Origin of the sequence: Geopseudomonas aromaticivorans (assembly GCF_019097855.1) — a bacterium.
GTDB lineage: Bacteria > Pseudomonadota > Gammaproteobacteria > Pseudomonadales > Pseudomonadaceae > Geopseudomonas > Geopseudomonas aromaticivorans.
In genome coordinates, this window is the sequence record NZ_JAHRGL010000010.1 from 1 (window position 1) to 18572 (window position 18572).

The 18572-nt window shown below is 66.2% G+C and carries 20 protein-coding genes; 7 read left to right on the plus strand and 13 right to left on the minus strand.

The features are described from left to right. Positions 1–316 precede the first annotated feature (316 nt). Positions 317–1516, minus strand: coding sequence for a tyrosine--tRNA ligase (gene tyrS / locus KRX52_RS02955; protein WP_217679670.1), 1200 nt, complete (start codon positions 1514–1516; stop codon positions 317–319). A gap of 169 nt (positions 1517–1685) precedes the next feature. Here tyrS and KRX52_RS02960 point away from each other — a divergent pair, with 169 nt between their 5' ends. Together KRX52_RS02960 and KRX52_RS02965 are read left to right on the plus strand one after the other, a co-directional pair. Further along, the gene (locus tag KRX52_RS02960) at positions 1686–3068 is read left to right on the plus strand and encodes a peptidoglycan DD-metalloendopeptidase family protein (protein WP_217679671.1); all 1383 of its coding nucleotides are present in this window, start codon (positions 1686–1688) and stop codon (positions 3066–3068) included. Between the two features lie 3 nt (positions 3069–3071). Continuing rightward, on the plus strand, positions 3072–4160 hold the full coding sequence (locus tag KRX52_RS02965) for an anhydro-N-acetylmuramic acid kinase (protein WP_217679672.1): 1089 nt from the start codon (positions 3072–3074) through the stop codon (positions 4158–4160). Between the two features lie 57 nt (positions 4161–4217). On the opposite strand, the gene erpA is transcribed toward KRX52_RS02965, so the two are convergent. From erpA to argC, 3 genes are all read right to left on the minus strand, one after another. Continuing rightward, positions 4218–4568 carry an iron-sulfur cluster insertion protein ErpA gene (gene erpA / locus KRX52_RS02970; RefSeq protein WP_217679673.1) on the minus strand — a complete coding sequence of 117 codons (351 nt, stop codon included), beginning with the start codon at positions 4566–4568 and terminating at the stop codon, positions 4218–4220. Between the two features lie 171 nt (positions 4569–4739). Beyond that, positions 4740–5468, minus strand: coding sequence for a DUF6776 family protein (locus KRX52_RS02975; protein ID WP_254797361.1), 729 nt, complete (start codon positions 5466–5468; stop codon positions 4740–4742). Further along, positions 5468–6502 carry an N-acetyl-gamma-glutamyl-phosphate reductase gene (gene argC, locus KRX52_RS02980; RefSeq protein WP_217679674.1) on the minus strand — a complete coding sequence of 345 codons (1035 nt, stop codon included), beginning with the start codon at positions 6500–6502 and terminating at the stop codon, positions 5468–5470. The genes KRX52_RS02975 and argC overlap by 1 nt, the downstream gene beginning before the upstream one ends. Before the next feature lie 142 nt (positions 6503–6644). Here argC and hemJ point away from each other — a divergent pair, with 142 nt between their 5' ends. Then, positions 6645–7073: a protoporphyrinogen oxidase HemJ gene (hemJ, locus tag KRX52_RS02985; protein ID WP_217679675.1), complete on the plus strand. Its 429-nt coding sequence runs from the start codon at positions 6645–6647 to the stop codon at positions 7071–7073. Between the two features lie 88 nt (positions 7074–7161). Next, positions 7162–7950, plus strand: a complete 789-nt coding sequence (locus KRX52_RS02990) for an SDR family NAD(P)-dependent oxidoreductase (protein WP_217679676.1) — start codon at positions 7162–7164, stop codon at positions 7948–7950. 7 nt (positions 7951–7957) lie between these two features. Here KRX52_RS02990 and KRX52_RS02995 read toward each other — a convergent pair whose 3' ends face one another. Beyond that, positions 7958–9439, minus strand: a complete 1482-nt coding sequence (locus tag KRX52_RS02995) for a Ycf46 family AAA ATPase (protein WP_217679677.1) — start codon at positions 9437–9439, stop codon at positions 7958–7960. Between the two features lie 83 nt (positions 9440–9522). On the opposite strand from KRX52_RS02995, the gene KRX52_RS03000 reads away from it, so the two are divergent. Both KRX52_RS03000 and coq7 read left to right on the plus strand, forming a co-directional pair. Continuing rightward, the gene (locus KRX52_RS03000; protein ID WP_217679678.1) at positions 9523–9861 is read left to right on the plus strand and encodes a histidine triad nucleotide-binding protein; all 339 of its coding nucleotides are present in this window, start codon (positions 9523–9525) and stop codon (positions 9859–9861) included. An 84-nt stretch (positions 9862–9945) separates the two neighbouring features. Continuing rightward, positions 9946–10593 carry a 2-polyprenyl-3-methyl-6-methoxy-1,4-benzoquinone monooxygenase gene (gene coq7 / locus KRX52_RS03005; RefSeq protein WP_217679679.1) on the plus strand — a complete coding sequence of 216 codons (648 nt, stop codon included), beginning with the start codon at positions 9946–9948 and terminating at the stop codon, positions 10591–10593. Between the two features lie 61 nt (positions 10594–10654). Here the strand turns inward: coq7 and speD are convergent, their stop codons facing one another. Further along, on the minus strand, positions 10655–11449 hold the full coding sequence (gene speD, locus KRX52_RS03010; RefSeq protein ID WP_217679680.1) for an adenosylmethionine decarboxylase: 795 nt from the start codon (positions 11447–11449) through the stop codon (positions 10655–10657). Between the two features lie 246 nt (positions 11450–11695). Beyond that, positions 11696–12118 carry an OsmC family protein gene (locus KRX52_RS03015; protein ID WP_217679681.1) on the minus strand — a complete coding sequence of 141 codons (423 nt, stop codon included), beginning with the start codon at positions 12116–12118 and terminating at the stop codon, positions 11696–11698. Positions 12119–12346: 228 nt separating this feature from the next. On the opposite strand from KRX52_RS03015, the gene crp reads away from it, so the two are divergent. Beyond that, positions 12347–12991, plus strand: coding sequence for a cAMP-activated global transcriptional regulator CRP (crp, locus tag KRX52_RS03020; protein ID WP_217679682.1), 645 nt, complete (start codon positions 12347–12349; stop codon positions 12989–12991). A 62-nt stretch (positions 12992–13053) separates the two neighbouring features. Here the strand turns inward: crp and trpC are convergent, their stop codons facing one another. The 6 genes from trpC to rpe form a co-directional block, all read right to left on the minus strand. Beyond that, complete coding sequence (gene trpC, locus KRX52_RS03025) at positions 13054–13857, minus strand: indole-3-glycerol phosphate synthase TrpC (protein ID WP_217679683.1); 804 nt, start codon at positions 13855–13857, stop codon at positions 13054–13056. Further along, positions 13854–14900 carry an anthranilate phosphoribosyltransferase gene (gene trpD / locus KRX52_RS03030; RefSeq protein ID WP_217679684.1) on the minus strand — a complete coding sequence of 349 codons (1047 nt, stop codon included), beginning with the start codon at positions 14898–14900 and terminating at the stop codon, positions 13854–13856. Before trpD ends, trpC begins: the two co-directional genes overlap by 4 nt. Next, the gene (locus KRX52_RS03035) at positions 14900–15493 is read right to left on the minus strand and encodes an aminodeoxychorismate/anthranilate synthase component II (protein WP_217679685.1); all 594 of its coding nucleotides are present in this window, start codon (positions 15491–15493) and stop codon (positions 14900–14902) included. The genes trpD and KRX52_RS03035 overlap by 1 nt, the downstream gene beginning before the upstream one ends. 12 nt (positions 15494–15505) lie before the next feature. Then, the gene (trpE, locus tag KRX52_RS03040; RefSeq protein ID WP_217679686.1) at positions 15506–16984 is read right to left on the minus strand and encodes an anthranilate synthase component I; all 1479 of its coding nucleotides are present in this window, start codon (positions 16982–16984) and stop codon (positions 15506–15508) included. A 176-nt stretch (positions 16985–17160) separates the two neighbouring features. After that, positions 17161–17877: a phosphoglycolate phosphatase gene (locus KRX52_RS03045; RefSeq protein ID WP_254797362.1), complete on the minus strand. Its 717-nt coding sequence runs from the start codon at positions 17875–17877 to the stop codon at positions 17161–17163. Beyond that, entirely contained in the window at positions 17874–18548 is a 675-nt protein-coding gene (gene rpe, locus KRX52_RS03050) for a ribulose-phosphate 3-epimerase (protein ID WP_217679687.1), read from the minus strand. The genes KRX52_RS03045 and rpe overlap by 4 nt, the downstream gene beginning before the upstream one ends. Between the last annotated feature and the right edge of the window lie 24 nt (positions 18549–18572).

The window sequence follows — 18572 nt, forward strand, 5'->3', positions numbered from 1 at the left end:
TTACAACCTGTCAAGCGTTTCGTGAAAATTTCTTTTCGTTTCAACCACTTGCGCTAGCTTCAACCCGGAGGCTGCTGCAGCGAGGAGTTGAATCATACAGCCCTGAGCACCGATGTCAACACCCCCCCGCTACACTTTTCGCCAATCCCCGGAAACACTGGCGAGACCATCATCACGCCAGCGCTCACTACTCAGACATCGAACACAAACCGTTGACAACCAAGAGCCTCTGCCCAGCTTGTCGCTGGAGGCGGGCGCACCTACGCACCCGCAGACAGATACCGGCACCACCATCAACGACGCCTTTCCAAGCAAATCACTCCATGCACAAGGTGACTCGCGCAAAAGCCTTTTTGCCCGCCTGGCATACATGGGTTTTGCCAAGCGCAAAGATGAAGTCACGATCCACCACTACGCCATCCACCTTCACACTGCCAGCGTTCAGCATATCGCGGGCAGTAGCGGCATTCTTGACCAGCCCCGCCTTGTTAAGCACGGCTGCGATCGACATGGCCTCGGCAGACACCAACCCAACCTCCGGCAGATCATCGGGCAGCTCACCATCCTTCAGCCGATTGCCTGCTGAACGATGCGCAGCAGCGGCAGCCTCTTCGCCATGGAAGCGCGCCACAATCTCCTCGGCTAACTGGATTTTGATGTCGCGCGGATTGGCACCAAGCTCGACGTCGCGGCGCAGCGCATCAATCTCCGCCATGGGCCGGAAGCTTAGCAACTCGAAATAGCGCCACATCAACGCATCAGGAATGGACACCAGCTTGCCGTACATGACACCCGGCGCCTCCTGGATGCCAATATAGTTGCCGAGCGACTTGGACATCTTCTTGACGCCATCCAGCCCTTCGAGCAACGGCATGGTCAGGATGACCTGCGACTCCTGACCATAAGCGCGCTGCAGCTCGCGCCCCATGAGCAGATTGAACTTCTGGTCGGTGCCCCCCAGCTCCACATCGGCTTTCAAGGCCACCGAGTCATACCCCTGCACCAGCGGATAAAGAAACTCATGGATGGCGATCGACTGGTTGCCGGTGTAGCGCTTGTGGAAGTCGTCGCGCTCGAGCATCCGCGCCACAGTGTATTGCGACGCTAGACGGATGAAGTCGGCCGGCGACAGCTGATCCATCCAGGTCGAATTGAACGCCACCTCGGTTTTGGTCGGATCAAGAATCTTGAACACCTGAGCCTTATAGGTCTCGGCATTCTCCAGAACCTGATCCCGAGTCAGCGGCGGACGCGTGGCGTTCTTGCCGCTCGGATCGCCGATCATCCCGGTGAAGTCGCCAATCAGGAAGATGACCTGATGCCCCAGATCCTGGAACTGGCGCAGCTTGTTGATCAGCACGGTGTGCCCGAGATGGAGGTCAGGGGCGGTCGGATCGAAACCGGCCTTGATCCGCAATGGCTGGCCGCGCTGCAGCTTGGCCACCAGTTCCGACTCGACAAGAATTTCCTCTGCGCCGCGCTTGATAAGCGCCAGCTGCTCTTCGACCGACTTCATGAAGCTGCCCATAGCGAAAAATGGGCTCACGATACAAGATCGCGCACGATCTGCAAAATCCGCGCAGCAGTCCACAGCCGCGCATCGCAAAGCGGTCGCTGCGGGTTGCCTCAAAGAGGTTTTGGTTATAATTTAGGCGGTTATTGCACCCCAAAGAACCCTACCCGCCATGACGGATAAGTCCAGGAACACACCCCTCTACCCGAAGAGCCACTTGCTGGCTGCGAGCGGGATTGCGGCGCTGCTGAGCCTGACTCTGCTGGTATTCCCCAGCAGCCAGGTAGAAGCCAAGAAGACCCTGCTGCCACTCGAAATCGAAAGCAGCAGCAGCGACGTGCTTGCAGACAAAGACGATCTCCAGCCCAGCCTGGTCACGTCCGAGCGCCTCGCTGTCGAAAAGCCACTCGAAGCGCAAAGCACCGCAACGCAGGCCGCCAAACCGGCACCGCAACGCGAAACCCATATCACCGTTGCCAATGGCGACACCCTGTCCAGCGTTTTCGCCAAGGCCGGCCTGCCTGACGAAACCCTGCACGATCTGCTGGCCAGCAACCGCGACGCCCGGCAGCTAACCAACGTCAAGCCCGGACAGATTTTCCACATCACGAGGAACGACCAAGGCGGCCTCGAGTCCCTGAACTCGCGCCTGAGCTCCCTGGAAAGCGTGCAGGTCACCCGGACCGCACAAGGCTTCAGCGTCAAGCGCGACCTGATCAAGCCGGCCACCCGCCAGGCCTATGCCCGCGGTGTCATCGACAGCTCGCTGTTCGTCGCCACCAAGCGCGCCGGCCTGCCGCACAGCCAGGCCATGGAGCTGGCCAGCATCTTCGGCTACGACATCGACTTTGCTCTCGACCTGCGCGACGGCGACGAATTTGAAGTGATCTACGAAGAGCAAGTGGTCGACGGCAAAAAAATCGGCGGCGGCTCCATTCTTGCCGCGCGCTTCACCAACCGCGGCAAGACCTTCAGCGCCGTGCGCTATACCGACCGCCAGGGCAACAGCACCTACTACAGGGCCGACGGCAGCAGCATGCGCAAAGCCTTCATCCGCACGCCGATCGATTTTGCCCGCATCAGCTCGCGCTTTACCCAAGCCCGCCGCCATCCGGTGCTGAACAAGGTCCGCGCGCACAAGGGCGTCGACTATGCCGCGCCGACCGGTACGCCGATCAAGGCCGCCGGCGACGGCAGGGTCCAGCTGGCCGGGCGCAAGGGCGGCTATGGCAATACCGTGGTGATCCAGCACGGCCAGCGCTATCGCACCCTGTACGGGCACATGCACCGCTTCGCCAAGGGCATTCGCAACGGCAGCCAAGTCAAGCAGGGCCAGATCATCGGCTACGTCGGCACGAGCGGCCTCTCCACCGGTCCACACCTGCACTACGAGTTTCAGGTCAACGGCGTGCATGTAGACCCGCTGAGCCAGAAGCTACCGATGGCCGACCCCATCGCCGGCGCCGAGCGCAAGCGCTTCCTCCAGCAGAGCCAGCCCCTGCTGGCGCGTATGGATCAGGAGCGCTCCTCGCTGCTGGCCCTGAACAAGCGCTAAGCCATGCCGCTCTATATCGGGGTGATGTCCGGCACCAGCCTGGACGGACTGGACGTCGCCCTGATCGAGCACGAGCAGGCCCCTCGCCTGCTGGCCTCCCATTACACGCCTATGCCGGACGAACTCGGCCGACAGCTGCTGGCCCTCTGCAGCAGCGGGGACGACGAGATCGCTCGCAGCGCCCTGGCCGAGCAGCAATGGGCCGAACTCGCGGCTCAGGCCATCCAGCAGCTGCTGCAGCGCGAGCGACTTGACCCACGGCAGATCCGCGCCATCGGCAGCCACGGCCAGACCGTGCGCCATGAGCCGCAGCGCGGCTTCACCGTACAGATCGGCAACCCGGCCATGCTCGCCGAGCTCACCGGTATCTGCGTGGTCGCCGACTTCCGCCGCCGCGATGTCGCCGCCGGCGGCCAGGGCGCCCCGCTGGTACCCGCCTTCCACAAGGCCCTGTTCGGCGGCGAACGGCGGCGCGCCATCCTCAATGTCGGCGGCTTCAGCAACCTGACCCTGCTGGCCCCGCAGCAGCCGGTGCGCGGCTTCGACTGCGGGCCGGGCAACGTGCTGCTGGATGCGTGGATCCGCCGCCATCGCGGCGAAGCCTTCGATCGCGACGGCGCCTGGGCAGCCAGCGGCACAGCGGATGTGCCGCTGCTGCAGGGCCTGCTGGCCGACGACTACTTCCGCCTGCAGGGGCCGAAAAGCACCGGCCGCGAGCACTTCAATCTGGACTGGCTGCTGGCGCACCTGCAGACACGGGCGCCGATCGCCGCCGCAGACGTGCAAGCCACCCTGCTGGAACTGACGGCCCGCAGCATCGCCACGGCTCTCCACGCCGCCCTGCCGGCGGCAGAAGAACTGCTGGTCTGCGGCGGCGGAGCGCACAACAAGCGCCTGATGCAGCGCCTCGCCGAACTGCAGCCCAGCTGTACCGTGGAGAGCACCGACACGCGCGGCCTGCCGGCCGACTGGATCGAGGCCATGGCCTTTGCCTGGCTGGCCCACTGCTGCCTCGAGGGAATCCCGGCCAACTGCCCCGAAGTCACTGGCGCTGGCGGGCCGCGCGTCCTCGGCGCGATCTACCCGGCCTGAGCCTCACGCCAACAAAAACGCCGCGCACCAGCGCGGCGTTTTTCCATCGCCAGCGACTCAGATCGAGAACGACTGTCCGCAGCCACAGGTGGTGCTGGCGTTGGGATTCTTGATCACGAAGCGCGAGCCTTCGAGACCTTCCTGATAGTCGACCTCGGCGCCGACCAGGTACTGGAAGCTCATCGGATCGACCACCAGGCGCACACCATCGCGCTCGACAACGGTATCGTCATCGGCCTGCTCTTCATCGAAGGTGAAGCCGTACTGGAAGCCCGAGCAGCCGCCGCCAGTAACGAATACGCGCAGCTTGAGGCGGGGATTGCCCTCCTCGTCGATCAGACTCTTCACCTTGTTGGCCGCTCCCTGAGTGAACTGCAGCGAGGTGGGGGTGAAGGTTTCAATGCTCATGTCCAGAACTCCAGGCGCACAGCCGTCTTGCAGCATAGAAGCGCAGCATTATCGCTCAATCGCCGACCAAGCGAAATAGTCAACTACTCTGCCGCGACTGCTGCGTAGCAATATGATGGCCGCAGCCAAGGCTGCGGATGCTTTTCGGTGGTCTCCCCACCAAGGGGGCACTCATTGCAACTCGGCCCAGCGAAAGCTGCGCTCCAGCGGCTGGCGCTGCCCCGTCACACTGGCGCGCAGGCGCACTTCAGCCGGCTCGAAACCGGCAGGCAACGCCAACTCGGCAAAGCGCCCGCCTTCGGGAATCGCCTGGAAATGCCGGAAGGCGAAGGACAGACCGTCGTCAGGCACGCCCTCAGCCAGTTCCGCCAGACGCAGACTGCTCGCCTTGCCATCGCGCTGCCCACGCAGCTCGATCTGCAGTGTGCCCGCCAGTGCCTGCTCATCCGAGCCGACCCGGCTGAGTAGTATCTGATAACGGAAGCGCCGCGGGTCGGCGGTGGCCTGCAGCTCAAACGAGCGGATCTGCAGACCTTCGCGGCTGGCCGCGGGATCCAGCACCCCCTTGTAGGTCGCCAACTCCTGCTGCAACTGGAAGATCTGCTCCTCCAGCAGCTTGATGGTCTGCCGGTTCTGCTCGCCGACCTGCGCTGCCAACCGCTCGCCGCTGTCCAGCAGTGCCAGCCGCCGCCGCAACTGACCCAGCTCGGCCGTGCGCAGCTTCAGTTGCTCATCCTGCAGGCGGGCCTGATCGAGCAGCTCGCCGGCCTTGCGCTCACTCAGCCAGTAGCCGGCGAAGAAGGCCGCCGGCAGCGCCAGCAGCAGCACCGCCAGCACCAACTGGCGGCCGTGCTGGCGATGCGGAGCAACCCTGGCAATTTCGCCGGCCAGACGCGGCATCAGGGCAGCAGCGCCGCGTGTGCCAGCCCCATCCGCTCATCCAGGCCGAACAGGATGTTCATGTTCTGCACGGCCTGCCCGGAGGCGCCCTTGACCAGGTTGTCGATCACCGACAGCACCACCACCAGGTCGCCGCCCTGCGGCCGGTGCACGGCAATGCGGCAGACGTTGGCGCCGCGCACGCTGCGGGTTTCCGGATGGCTGCCGGCCGGCATCACGTCGACGAACGGCTCGCCGGCGTAACGCTGCTCGAACAGCGCCTGCAGGTCGACGTTGCGGTCGGCCACGCGGGCGTAGAGGGTGGCGTGGATGCCGCGGATCATCGGCGTCAGGTGCGGCACGAAGGTCAGGCCGACCGCGCCGCCGGCAGCGCGGCGCAGACCCTGGCTGATTTCCGGCAGGTGGCGATGGCCCTTGACCGCGTAGGCCTTCATGCTTTCGCCCGCCTCGCACAGCAGCGAACCGACGCTGGCACCGCGACCGGCACCGCTGACGCCCGACTTGCAGTCGGCGATCAGGGTCGCCGGATCGGCCAGGCCGGACTCCAGCAGCGGAATCAGGCCGAGCTGGGTGGCGGTCGGGTAGCAGCCCGGCACGGCGATCAGGCGCGCAGACCTGATCGCCTCGCGGTTGACCTCCGGCAGGCCGTACACCGCCTCCGGCAGCAGATCCGGCGCGCCGTGCGGCTGGCCGTACCACTTGGCCCACTCCTCGGCGTCCTGCAGACGGAAGTCGGCGGACAGGTCGATCACCCGGGTGCCGGTGGCCAGCAGCTCGCCGGCCAGGGCATGCGCCACGCCGTGCGGTGTGGCGAAGAACACCACGTCACAGGCCCCCAGGCGCGCCACGTCCGGCACGCTGAAGCGCAGCTGGTCGTAATGACCGCGCAGATTGGGGTACATGTCGACAACCCGCACCCCCTCCTCCGAACGCGAGGTGATCACCTCGACCTGTGCCTGTGGATGCTGGGCCAGCAGACGCAGCAACTCCACCCCGGTATACCCGGTCCCCCCTACAATGCCGACCTTGATCATCTCGTGTCCCCGCGGGCCATCTGTGAAAAACAATAGTGCGCCATGATAAGGCCGCGGCCCGGCCGGAGCCAGCCGCGGGATGACGCCGTGCCCGGCCTGCGACTACCATCTGCGCAGACTCTAATCGAGAAGGACGTCCCGCATGCTCTACCTGTGGCTCAAGGCCCTGCACATCATCGCCATCGTCTGCTGGTTCGCCGGCCTGTTCTACCTGCCGCGCCTGTTCGTCTACCACGCAATGAGCGAGGACACCGCCAGCCGCGAGCGCTTCTGCATCATGGAGCGCAAGCTGTACCGTGGCATCATGGGCCCCTCGATGATCGCCACCCTGGTGTTCGGCATCTGGATGCTGGTCGCCAACCCCGCCCTGCTCAGCTCCGGCGGCTGGCTGCACGCCAAGCTGACCCTGGTCGCCCTGCTGATCGGCTACCACCACGGCTGTGGCGCCCTGCTCAAGCGCTTCGCCCGCGGCGACAACCAGCGCAGCCACGTGTTCTATCGCTGGTTCAACGAGGTACCGGTGCTGTTCCTGGTCGCCATCGTCATCCTGGTGGTGGTCAAGCCGTTCTGAAGCGCTGAATCGGGCAGCCAGCGACTGCCGAGCGGAGTACACTGCGCGCTTTTTGCGCGGCCCCGCCCGGCACGTCTAGGAGACCCGCATGCCTCAATATGCCCTGATCACCGGCGCCTCCAGCGGCATCGGCCTGGCCCTGGCCGAAGCCCTGGCCCGACGCGGTCACGCCCTGATCCTGGTCGCCCGCGAACGCCCGGCGCTGGAAAGCATCGCCTGCGAGCTGAGCCAGCGTTTCGGCGTCGAGGTGATGTTCCGCGTCTGCGACCTCACCGAGCCACTGCAACTGTCCGGCCTGCTCTATGAAGTGGAGCAGTGCGACTACCAGATCGACCTGCTGATCAACAATGCCGGCGCCGCCTGCGCCGGCAGCTTCCTCGACAACGACTGGCAGCGCGAACGCAAGCTGCTGGAACTCAACGTGTTCGCCCTGTCGCGCCTGTGCCACGCCCTCGGCAACGCCATGGCTCGCCGCGGCAGCGGGCGCATCCTCAATGTCGCCTCGCTGGCCGCCTTCCAGCCCGGACCGTGGCTGAGCAGCTACTACGCCAGCAAGGCCTTCGTCCTGCACTTCTCCGAAGGCCTGCGCGAAGAGCTGCAGGAGCAGGGCGTGCAGGTTTCCGCGCTGTGCCCTGGCCCCGTGCGCACGCCGTTCTGGCGCAATGCGCGCCTCGACATGCGCCCACTGATCGGCAGCAAGTGGCTGATGAGCGCCGAGCAACTGGCCCAGCTGGCCCTGCTCGGCCTCGATCGCCAGCAGGCGGTGATCATCCCCGGCTGGCGCAACCGTCTGCTGGCCCGCGCCGCCCAGCTGAGCCCGCGCCGACTGGCCCGTCGCCTGGCCGCACGCCTCAACCGCCACCTGCTGCCACGCTGAGTCCTCCTCAGTCGGCGCGCACCGTGCGCTCCGCCGCCCAGGCGCGCAGCGCCGCCAACTCCTCGGACATCACCACCGACAGCGGCGCGGTCTGCTGCAGGGTCTGCAACAGCAGGAGCTGATCCACCGCGCACTGCCGCGCCTGCGCCGCGTACAGCGCACTGACCACCGCCTGTTCGATCTCCGCCCCGGAAAAGCCCTCGCTGGCCGCCGCCAGCAGCGCCAGGTCGAACTGCGCCGGGGCCAGCTCGCGTCGAACCAGATGGATGCGAAAGATTTCTTCCCGCACCCCCGCACTCGGCAAGTCGACGAAGAACAGCTCGTCGAAACGCCCCTTGCGCACCAGCTCCGGTGGCAGGCGGTGGATGGCATTGGCCGTCGCCACCATGAACACCGGCGCCTGGCGCTCGGCCATCCAGGTCAGCAGGGTGCCGAGCACGCGCTGGCTCACCCCGCCATCATGATCGCCACTGGCCAGGCCCTTCTCGATCTCGTCCAGCCACAGCACGCAGGGCGCCATCTGCTCGGCCATCTTCAACGCCTCGCGCAGGTTGCGCTCGGTCTCGCCGAAGTACTTGTTGTACAGGCAGGCAAAATCCAGGCGCAGCAGCGGCAGGCCCCACAGCCCGGCCACCGCCTTGGCCGCCAGGCTCTTGCCGCCGCCCTGCACGCCGACCAGCAGCACGCCGCGCGGCAGGTCGCTGGCGTCGGCGGCGAGGAAGGCCTCGCGGCGCTCGTCGAGCCAGCGCTTGAGATTGGCCAGGCCACCGACCTCGGCAAAGCGCGCCGTCTCGTACTCGAAGCTGAGCACGCCATCCATGTCGAGCAGCTGGAAGCGCGCGCGATTGAGTTCCGGCAGGTCGTCCTGGGTGATAGCGCCGTCGTTGCAGATCACGTTGCGCGCCAGCAGACGCGCCTCGGCATGGGCCAGACCGCGCAGGTTCTTCACCAGTTGCTGCAGGGTGCGATTGTCGGTGCGCACCCGCACGCCATGGTTGCGCTCGCTCCAGCGCGCCGCCTCCTCGCGGACGATGGCCAGCAGCTCGTCCTCGCCGGGCAGCGCCAGACTGAAGCGCGCGGCCAGCCGCTGCAGTTCGGCTGGCAGCTTGAGCGCATGGGAAACTAGCACCAGGGTCGCCCGCTGCGCAGCGCTGGCCATCGCCACCTCCTTGAGTAGGCGCACCAGGCGCGGATTGTCGGCGAGGAACGGATGCAGGTCGCAGAACACGTAGAGATTGGCCTGCGGATCGGCCTTGACCAAACGCAGCGCCACCTCCGGCTCGCGGCTGTCGCCCTCGCCCAGCGGCTCGCCACCAAAGCCCAGACGCTGCACACCCTCGGTCACCGACCACAGGTACAGACCGAGGCCACGCTTGATCGCCAGCGCACTGAGGGTTTCCAGCACCCGCTGCTCGTCCCACGACTCGACGACGATCAGGCGCACGCGCGAGTCGAGCACCAGGCCCAGATCATGAATATCGTTCTTCACACAGACTCCTTGTGGGGGTGGGCGACAGCGGGTGGCGCCGCTACACTCGGGCGACCCGCATCAGCAACTCTGGAGATACGCTTGTGGACTGCCTGTTCTGCAAGATCGTCGACGGCGCCATCCCGGCGCGCAAGCTGTACGAGGACGACCAGGTGGTCGCCTTCCACGACATCGGCCCGCAGGCGCCGGTGCATTTTCTCGTGATCCCGAAAAAACACATTGCCACCCTTCACGATATCGGCGAAGAGGACAAGGCCCTGGTCGGCCACATCGTCCATACCGCCCAGCGCCTCGCCCGCGAGCAGGGCTGCGAGGAAGGCTTCCGCGTGGTGATGAACTGCAACGAGCAGGGTGGACAGACCGTCTACCACATCCACATGCACGTGCTCGGCCAGCGTCAGATGCACTGGCCGCCGGGCTGATCGCGACCGCCTGCTGATCCCGCTCAAGTCCGGCGCCGGCCGTTTGCGCCAGACTTGCCGCCACCGCCTTTCCGGAGATCGCCGATGACCAGCGAACGCCACTACTCCCCGGTCGATCGCCTGCTGCTGCAGGCCGATGCCGCCCTGCGCACCCTGCTGCCGTTCAGCGGCCAGCCGACGCGCCCCTCGCCCGCGCTGCCCCGCGAGGAGGTCGCCCTCGACGAGGCCGAGGCGCGGCATGTCTGCGGCCTGATGCGCATCAACCATACCGGCGAGGTCTGCGCCCAGGCGCTGTACCAGGGCCAGGCGCTGACCGCCAAGCTGCCCGCGGTGCGCCAGGCCATGGAACAGGCCGCCGACGAGGAAATCGACCACCTGGCCTGGTGCGAGCAGCGCATCCGCGAGCTGGGCGGTCGTCCCAGCCTGCTCAACCCGCTGTTCTATGGCCTGTCGTTCGGCATCGGCGCCAGCGCCGGACTGATCAGCGATCGGGTCAGCCTGGGCTTCGTCGCCGCCACCGAGGACCAGGTGGTCAAGCACCTCGACGAGCACCTGGCCCAGCTGCCGCCCGGCGACCAGCGCTCGCAGGCGATCCTCGAGCAGATGCGCGAGGACGAGCTGCAGCACGCCACCACCGCCCTCGACGCCGGCGGCCTGCGCTTCCCCGCGCCGATCAAGGCCGGCATGAGCCTGCTGTCCAAGGTGATGACCCGGGCCACCTACCGCATCTGACTCCGGCCGCAGAAACGCAAAAGGGCACCCAGCGGTGCCCTTTTGTTTGCCTGCGAAAATCTCAACCCGGCATGTTGCGGCCGTAGAAGATCTCCAGCATCTCGTGCTTGACCCGCTCGCTCACCTGCTCGCGCTGCTCGGCGGAGAGGTTGTTGGTCGCATCGCCGAACAGGTAGTTGTCCAGGTCGAAGTCCTTGAGCAGCATCTTGGTGTGGAACAGGTTCTCCTGGTACACGTTGACGTCGGTCATCTGGTACGCCTCCTTGGTATCCGCGGAGAGGTACTTCTGGATCGAGTTGATCTCGTGATCGATGAAGTGCTTCTTGCCTTCCACATCGCGGGTGAAGCCGCGCACGCGGTAGTCGACGGTGACGATGTCCGAATCGAACGAGTGGATCAGGTAGTTGAGCGCCTTCAGCGGCGAGATCACCCCGCAGGTCGACACATCGATGTCGACGCGGAAGGTGGCGATACCTTCCACCGGATGGATTTCCGGGTAGGTATGCACCGTGATGTGGCTCTTGTCCAGATGCGCGAGGATGGTTTCCTTCAGCGGACCGGGCGACTCCTCGATCTGGCTGTCGGTGGGCTCCACCGGCTGCTCGGAGATCAGGATGGTCACACTGGCGCCCTGGGGATCGTAGTCCTGGCGGGCGATGTTGAGGATGTTGGCGCCGATGATCTCGACCACATTGGTGAGGATCTGCGTCAGCCGCTCGGCGTCGTAGACCTCGTCGATGTACTGGACGTAGGCCTGCTGGTCTTCCGGCGTCTCGGCGTAGCAGATGTCGTAAATGTTGAAGCTCAAGGTCTTGGTCAGGTTGTTGAAACCGTGCAGCTTGAGTTTGCTTTTCACCGTCGATCACTCCCCAGGTGGTGCGGCGCGGCCGCGGTTGTGGCATGCCCGTCAGATGCTTGCAGCACCTGCGTGGGACGGCTTGCACCTCTGCGCGCTGGCGACTGGCCATAGAAGAAGGCGCCGCACCATCACATGGATCGCGCGGCGCCCGAAAATAAAGCCCGGCATTATGCCGACGGCGGCCACGCTCGCCTAGAGCCTGCCGGCAGTTTGTGAGCGGCAGCAACCCCGCCCGGCTGCCCGTCAGCCCAGCTCGACAATCTCGTAGCCGTGGGTGATTTCCACCCCGCCGCGGGCCAGCATGATCGACGCCGAGCAGTACTTCTCGGCCGACAGTTCCACCGCGCGCTTGACCTGCGCCTCCTTGAGGCCGCGGCCCTTGACCACGAAACGCAGGTGGATCTTGGTGAACACCTTGGGATCCTCGCCAGCGCGCTCGGCCTCGAGGAAGGCCTCGCAGCTCTCCACTGCCTGACGCGACTTCTTGAGGATGCTGACCACGTCGAAGCTGCTGCAGCCGCCGAGGCCGAGCAGCAGCATTTCCATCGGCCGCACGCCGAGATTGCGCCCGCCGTTCTCCGGCGGCCCATCCATCACCACCACATGCCCGCTGCCAGACTCGCCAAGGAACATGGCCTCGCCGGCCCACTGGATGCGTGCTTTCATCAACCTGACTCCGCGCTGGTGTATAAAGGGGAACGAAAGCTTAACACAGCCGGCCAAGGTGGCTCTTTAGTCGAACCTCTGTGATCTGCAACGCAATTTCGCCCTGCCGAAGGCCTCACTACTGTTAAGCTGACGCCACTTTGCTGGCACACTGCAGCACCTTTTAATAACAATAAAAACATCGCCTGCGGCACAGGGCTTTTTCCTTTTTACTTTCCGGGATCGGGCATGGTTGCTATTAGCCTCACACCAAAGATCAAGAACCTCGACAAGCTGCTCGCGCACTGTCATCGCCGTCGCTACACCGCCAAGAGCACCATCATCTATGCCGGTGATCGCTGTGAGACCCTGTTCTTCATCATCAAGGGCTCGGTGACCATCCTCATCGAGGACGACGACGGCCGCGAGATGATCATCGCCTACCTGAATCCGGGCGACTTCTTCGGCGAGATGGGGCTGTTCGATCTGGAAGGCCGCGAGCAGGAGCGCAGCGCCTGGGTGCGTGCCAAGACCGAGTGCGAAGTCGCCGAGATCAGCTATGCCAAATTCCGCGAGCTGACCCAGCAGGACCCGGACATCCTCTACACCCTCGGCAGCCAGATGGCCGACCGCCTGCGCAAGACCACCCGCAAGGTCGGCGACCTGGCTTTCCTCGACGTCACCGGCCGGGTGGCGCGCACCCTGCTGGAGCTGTGCAAGCAGCCGGACGCCATGACCCACCCCGACGGCATGCAGATCAAGATCACCCGCCAGGAGATCGGCCGCATCGTCGGCTGCTCGCGCGAGATGGTCGGTCGCGTGCTCAAGGCCCTCGAGGAACAGGGCCTGGTCAACGTCAAGGGCAAGACCATGGTGGTGTTCGGCACGCGCTGAGCCGCCCGCCGCAAACAAAAAGGCCGTCCCTCGGGACGGCCTTTTGCGCTCTGCACGGCGGATCAGTCGGGGAAGAACAGCCGCCGCAGTTCCGCACCTGGCTCCTCGGCGCGCATGAACGCCTCGCCGACCAGGAAACTCCATACGTCATGGCGCTCCATCAGCTCGACGTCGGCGCGTGACAGGATGCCGCTCTCGGTGACCACCAGGCGATCCTGCGGGATGCGCGGCAGCAGGTCGAGCGTGGTCTGCAGCGACACCTCGAAGCTGTGCAGGTTGCGGTTGTTGATGCCGAGCAGCGGGGTATCCAGATGCTTGAGCGCGCGCTCCAGCTCCTCGCCGTCGTGCACCTCGACCAGCACGTCGAGGCCCTGCTCCCTGGCCACCTGGGCCAGCTCGACCAGCTGGCCGTCGTCCAGGCAGGCGGCGATCAGCAGCACGCAGTCGGCGCCGATGGCACGCGCCTCGACCACCTGATAGGGATCGATCAGGAAATCCTTGCGGATCACCGGCAGACTGCAGGCGGCGCGCGCCTGCTGCAGGTAGGCGTTGGCGCCCTGGAAGAAGTCGACGTCGGTGAGCACCGACAGGCAGGTCGCGCCGCCGGCCTGGTAGCTGGCGGCGATCTGCGCCGGATCGAAGGCTTCGCGGATCACCCCCTTGCTCGGCGAGGCCTTCTTCACCTCGGCGATCACCGCCGGCCGGCGCAGGGCCGCCTGCTGCTGCAGGGCACGGGCGAAGCCACGCGGCGCATCGGCCACACGCGCACGCGCCTCCTGCTCGGCCAGGCTGACCTGGGCGCGGGCGGCGGCGACTTCCTCGACCTTGCGGGCGACGATCTTTTCCAGCACGGTCGGCACGCTCATGCCTGGTTCTCCACTTTGAACACGTTGGTGAAGGCGGCCAGCTCGTCCATCTTCTCGCGGGCCAGGCCGGTGTGCAGGGCGTCATGGGCCAGCTGCACGCCTTCCTTGAGGCTGGTGGCATGGTCGGCGGCGTACAGCGCCGCGCCGGCGTTGAGCACGATCATCTCGGCCGCCTTCTGCCCCGCCTCGGTCTGCCGGCGGCCGAGGGCGTCGCGGATCAGCGCCAGCGAATCCTCCGCACCCTCGACGCCGAGGCCGATCAGGCTCTGGCTCTTGATGCCGAAGTCCTCCGGCTGCACGCGGTACTCGCTTATCAGGCCATCCTTGAGTTCGGCGACATGGGTCGGCGCGGCCAGGCTGACCTCGTCGAGGCCGTCCTGGGCATGCACCACCAGCACGTGCTGGCTGCCCAGGCGCTGCAGCACCTCGGCCAGCGGCCGGCACAGCGCCTGGCTGAACACGCCGAGCACCTGGTGGCGCACGCCGGCCGGGTTGGCCAGCGGGCCGAGCATGTTGAAGATGGTGCGCAGACCCAGCTCGCGGCGCGCTGCCGCGGCGTGGCGCATGGCGCCGTGGTGGGCCGGGGCGAACATGAAGCCGACGCCGACGGTCTCGATGCAGCGCGCCACCTGCGCGGGAGTCAGGTCCAGGTAGATACCGGCCGCCTCCAGCAGATCGGCGCTGCCGCTCTTGCCGGACACCGCGCGGTTGCCGTGCTTGGCCACCTTGCCGCCGGCGGCGGCGACCACGAAGGCCGCCGCGCTGGAGACGTTGAAGATGTTCATGCCGTCGCCGCCGGTGCCGCAGGTGTCGACCAGGCGCTCGGCGTCGATCTGCACCGGCGCGGCCAGCTCGCGCATCACCTGCACGGCACCGACGATCTCGTCGATGGTCTCGCTCTTCATGCGCAGGCCCATCAGGAAGGCACCGATCTGCGCGTCGCTGCACTGGCCGGTCATGATCAGGCGCATGACGTCCTGCATTTCCGCGGTGCTTAGATCGAGGTTGCCGGCCACCCGGTTGAGGGCTTCCTTGATATCCATCAGCGCACGCCTCCGCTCTGCTTCAAGAAGTTGGCCAGCAGCTCGTGGCCCTGTTCGGTGAGGATGGATTCGGGATGGAACTGCACGCCCTCGACGTTGAGGGTCTTGTGGCGCAGGCCCATGATCTCGTCGACGCTGCCGTCCTCGAGCTGGGTCCAGGCCGTGATTTCCAGGCAGTCCGGCAGGCTCTCGCGACGTACCACCAGCGAGTGGTAGCGGGTCACGGTCAGCGGATTGGCCAGGCCCTGGAACACGCCCTGGTCCAAGTGGAACACCGGACTGGTCTTGCCGTGCATGGCCACCCGGGCGCGCACCACCTCGCCGCCGAAGGCCTGGCCGATGCTCTGGTGGCCGAGGCAGACGCCGAGCAGCGGCAGCTTGCCGGCGAACTCGCGAATCACCGCCAGCGACACCCCGGCCTCATTGGGCGTGCAGGGGCCGGGGGAGACCACGATGCGCTCTGGGTTGAGGGCGCGGATCTGCTCAACGCTCAGCTCATCGTTGCGCACCACCTTGACCTCGGCATCCAGTTCGCCGAAGTACTGCACCAGGTTGTAGGTGAAGGAGTCGTAGTTGTCGATCATCAGCAGCATGTCAGGTCCCCTTCACTCTGCACTTTGTTCGGCCAGGGCCACCGCGCGGAACATCGCACGGCGCTTATTGAGGGTTTCTTCCCACTCCAGCGCCGGCACCGAGTCGGCGACGATGCCGGCACCGGCCTGCACATGCAGCTCGCCGTCCTTGATCACCGCGGTGCGGATGGCGATGGCGGTGTCCATGTTGCCGTTCCACGCCAGGTAGCCCACTGCACCGCCGTAGACGCCGCGCTTGACCGGCTCCAGCTCGTCGATGATCTCCATGGCGCGGACCTTCGGCGCCCCGGACAGGGTGCCGGCGGGCAGGATGGCGCGCAGGGCGTCCATCGCGCTCAATTCGGGCTTCAGGTGGCCGGTGACGTTGGAGACGATGTGCATCACGTTGGAGTAGCGCTCGATCACCATCTGCTCGGTGACCTTCACCGAGCCGGTAGCGGACACCCGGCCGACGTCGTTGCGGCCGAGGTCGATCAGCATCAGGTGCTCGGCCAGCTCCTTGCTGTCGGACAGCAGGTCCTTCTCCAGGGCCAGATCCTGCTCCTCGGTCACCCCGCGCGGGCGGGTGCCGGCGATCGGCCGCACGGTGACCAGGCCGTCCTCGACGCGCACCAGCACCTCGGGCGAGCTGCCGACCACGTGGAAGTCGCCGAAGTTGAAGAAGTACATGTACGGCGTCGGGTTGATGGTGCGCAGCGCGCGGTACAGGTCGATGGGCGCGGCGGCGAACGGGATCGACATGCGCTGGGAGATCACCACCTGCATGCAGTCGCCGGCGAGGATGTACTCCTTGATGGCACGCACCGCGTTCTCGAAGTCGTCATGGCTGAAGCTGGAGCGGAACGCCGGCTCCTTGCCCAGCGGGGCATTGAGGTCGACACCCAGGCGCGGGGTGATCGGCTGGCGCAGGCGGGCGACCAGCGCGTCCAGCTGGGCCAGGCCCCGCTCGTAGGCATCCGCCTCGGCCGGGTCGGCGAGGACGATGGCGTGCAGCTTGCCGGCCAGGTTATCGAACACCACCACCGCGTCGGAGACCATCAGCAGGATGTCCGGGGTGCCCAGCGGATCGGGGCTGGGACAGGCGCCGAGGCGCTGCTCAACGTAGCGCACGCTGTCGTAGCCGAAGTAGCCGACCAGGCCGCCGTTGAAGCGCGGCAGGCCCGGCAGGGTCGGCACGTGGTAGAGCGCCTTGAACTGCTCGACGAAGGCCAGCGGGTCGGCACAGTCGTGGCTCTCGGTCTCGACGCCGTCGACCGTCACCCGCGCCTGATGGCCGTGCACGCGCAGCACGGTGCGGCAGGGCAAGCCGATGATCGAGTAACGCCCCCACTTCTCGCCGCCCTGCACCGACTCGAGCAGGTAGGAGTTGGGCGCGTCGGCCAGCTTCAGGTAGATGGACAGCGGGGTGTCGAAGTCGGCGAGGGTTTCGCGGGCAAGCGGAATGCGGTTATAGCCGGCAGCGGCCAAACGCAGGAATTCTTCGCGGGTCATGATCAGCCTCGGGGCCTGGAAAACGGTCGATATGCAAACGCGCCGGCAAGCCGGCCAGGGACGATGTCAGGCGCGCCAGCGCCAGCGGGCCAGAGCCTTGATGACCTTCATCCACAATTTGCAGGTGACCACCACGATCTGATCTCTTCGGCGGGGTTTGAACACGTGCAGGCACACTAGCGCAGCACTGCGCACGAATCAACCAACTGGCGCAGATCGTCGAGCACCAGCGCCGGCTGCTCGTCCGCAATCGGCTCGCCGTGGTTGTAGCCGTAGGACAGCGCCACGCAGGTCACCCCGGCCGCCTTGGCCGCGCGCACGTCGTTGCGCGAGTCGCCGACGAACAGCGCCTCCCCGGCGCTGACGCCAGCCCGCTCCATCACCCAGAACAGCGCCGCCGGATCGGGCTTCTGCTGCGGCAGGGTGTCGCCGCCGACCAGCCACTGGAAGTAGCCGGCCAGGCCCTTGTCGGCCAGCAGTTCGGGCAGGAAGCGCGCCGGCTTGTTGGTGATCAGCGCCAGCGCCACGTCCTGCTGGCGCAGCCAGTCGAGGGTCTCGATCACCCCGGGATAGACGCGGGTCAATGCGTGGTTGTCGGCGTAGGCCTCCATAAACAGCGCCAGGGCCTCCTCGGCCAGCGCCTCGTCCACCCCGTCGTGGCGCAGATCGCCGGCCAGCGCGCGGCGCACCAGCACCCGCGCGCCATTGCCGACCCACAGGCGCACCCGCTCGCGGCCGGCCGGCGGCCGGCCCAGCTCGGCGAGCATACGGTCGACTGCCACAGCCAGGTCCGGCACCGAGTCGAGCAGGGTGCCGTCCAGGTCGAACATCGCCAGACGCGGCAGGCGCCCGGCGAACAGGCGCTGCAGCGCGGTCACGCGCGCAGCCGTCATCCGCGGACCCGGGCCAGCTCGGCGCGCATGGCGTCGATCACCGCCTTGTAGTCGGGCTGGTTGAAGATCGCCGAGCCGGCGACGAAGGTGTCGGCGCCGGCGGCGGCGATCTCGGCGATGTTGGCGACGTTGACCCCGCCGTCGATCTCCAGGCGGATCTCGCGGCCGCTGGCGTCGATCAGCGCGCGCGCCTCGCGCAGCTTGTCGAGGGTGCCGGGGATGAACTTCTGCCCGCCGAAACCGGGGTTGACGCTCATCAGCAGGATCATGTCGACCTTGTCCATCACGTGCTTCAGACAGTCCAGCGGGGTAGCCGGGTTGAACACCAGGCCGGCCTTGGTGCCGCCGTCCTTGATCAACTGCAGCGAACGGTCGATGTGCTCGCTGGCCTCCGGGTGGAAGGTGATGTAGCTGGCGCCGGCCTCGATGAAGTCGCCGATGATGCGGTCGACCGGCTTGACCATCAGGTGGGCATCGATCGGCGCGGTGATGCCGTACTTGCGCAGGGCGGCGCAGACCATCGGGCCGATGGTCAGGTTGGGCACGTAGTGGTTGTCCATCACGTCGAAGTGGACGATGTCGGCGCCGGCGGCGAGAACCTTGTCGACCTCCTCGCCCAGGCGGGCGAAATCGGCGGAGAGGATCGACGGGGCGATGGCGAACGGCTGCATGGCTACCTCGGTAGGGGGCAAAAA